The sequence below is a fragment of the Streptosporangium sp. H16 genome, assembly GCF_051918855.1.
Classification (GTDB): Bacteria; Actinomycetota; Actinomycetes; order Streptosporangiales; family Streptosporangiaceae; genus Streptosporangium.
This window is the reverse complement of record NZ_JBPXMD010000105.1, coordinates 1-1,403: the sequence shown is the minus strand read 5'-3', so window position 1 is coordinate 1,403 and position 1,403 is coordinate 1. Positions and strand designations below refer to the sequence as shown.

Genomic DNA, 1,403 nt, shown 5'->3' with positions numbered 1-1,403 from the left:
CCTTCCATGATCATGTCGAGGACGGCGTGCTCGTCCAGCTCACCGGCACCGGCCTCACGAATGACCCGGCCCTCCCGCAGGACCAGCACCCGATCGGCCAGCCCCAGCACCTCGGGAACCTCGCTGGAGACCAGCAACACCCCGATCCCCTCATCGGCCAGCCGCCGCACCAGCGCGTACAACTCCGCCCGAGCCCCCACATCCACCCCGCGGGTCGGCTCGTCCAGCAGCAGCAGCTTGCGGTTGTTCAGCAACCACCGGGCCAGCACCGCCTTTTGCTGGTTACCGCCCGACAACGTCTTGATCGGCCGCTCCGGATCGGAGGGGCGGATGTCGAGGGCCTGCACCATCTCCCGCGCATCGGCCGCCTCCCGGCGCCGGTCCATCCAGCCCAGCCGCGAATACCGGCCCAAACTCGCCAGGCTGATGTTGCGCGACACGCTCTGGTCCAGCAGCAACGCCTGCGCCTTGCGCTCCTCGGGCGCCAGCCCCATACCCAGGCGCACCGCACCGGTCGTGCCACCGCCCCGGCGCACCGGCCTGCCCTCCAGAACCACCTGGCCGGAAAACCGCCGCGCCCCGTACACCGCCTCGATGATCTCCGAGCGGCCCGAGCCGACCAGACCGGCCAGCCCCACGATCTCCCCCGCCCGCACCGAGAACGACACGTCGTTGACGACCCCGGGGACGGTGAGGTTCTCGACCCGCAGCACCTCGTTACCCGCGACGGGTTCCGCGCGGCGCGGCGGGAAGACGTACTCGACGTTGCGGCCGGTCATCAGCGACACCACCTGCGAGGTCGGCGTCTCCTTGGCCGGCAGGCCCACCGCGACCGTACGGCCGTCCTTGAGCACCGTCACCCGGTCCCCGATCTCGCGGATCTCCTCCAGCCGGTGCGAGATGTAGACCACCGCCACCCCCTGGGCGGTCAGCTCCCGGATGATCCGGAACAGGTTGCCCACCTCGTCATGGGCCAGCGCCGCCGACGGCTCGTCCATGATGATCAACCGGGTGTCGTGCGACAGCGCCCGCGCCATGCTCACCACCTGCTTGGCCGCCGGAGACAACCGGCCCACCTCCACCGACGGGCGGATCTCCGCATGCCCCAGCCGCGCCAGCAACTCCCGCGTCGCCCGCGCCGCCTCCGAACGGCCCACGAACCCCATCCGGGCCGGCTCATGACCCAAGAACACGTTCTCGGCCACGCTCAGCCCGTCCACCAGGTCCAGCTCCTGGTAGATCGTGGAGATCCCGAGCCGGATCGCCGCGATCGGGCTCGACAGCCGCACCTCCTCACCGTTGAGCGTGATCGTCCCCTCGTCGGGCTGGTGAGCGCCCGCCAGGGTCTTGATCAGCGTGGACTTCCCGGCACCGTTCTGGCCGAGCAGGCAGTGCACCTCTCC

Annotated in this window: 1 protein-coding gene; it reads right to left on the bottom strand. The window is 70.5% G+C overall.

Annotated features, from left to right (window positions below; translation table 11 throughout):
• On the bottom strand, window positions 1–1,403 hold a 1,403-nt coding region (locus ACTOQ2_RS43845; RefSeq protein ID WP_440107947.1), incomplete at both ends, for a sugar ABC transporter ATP-binding protein.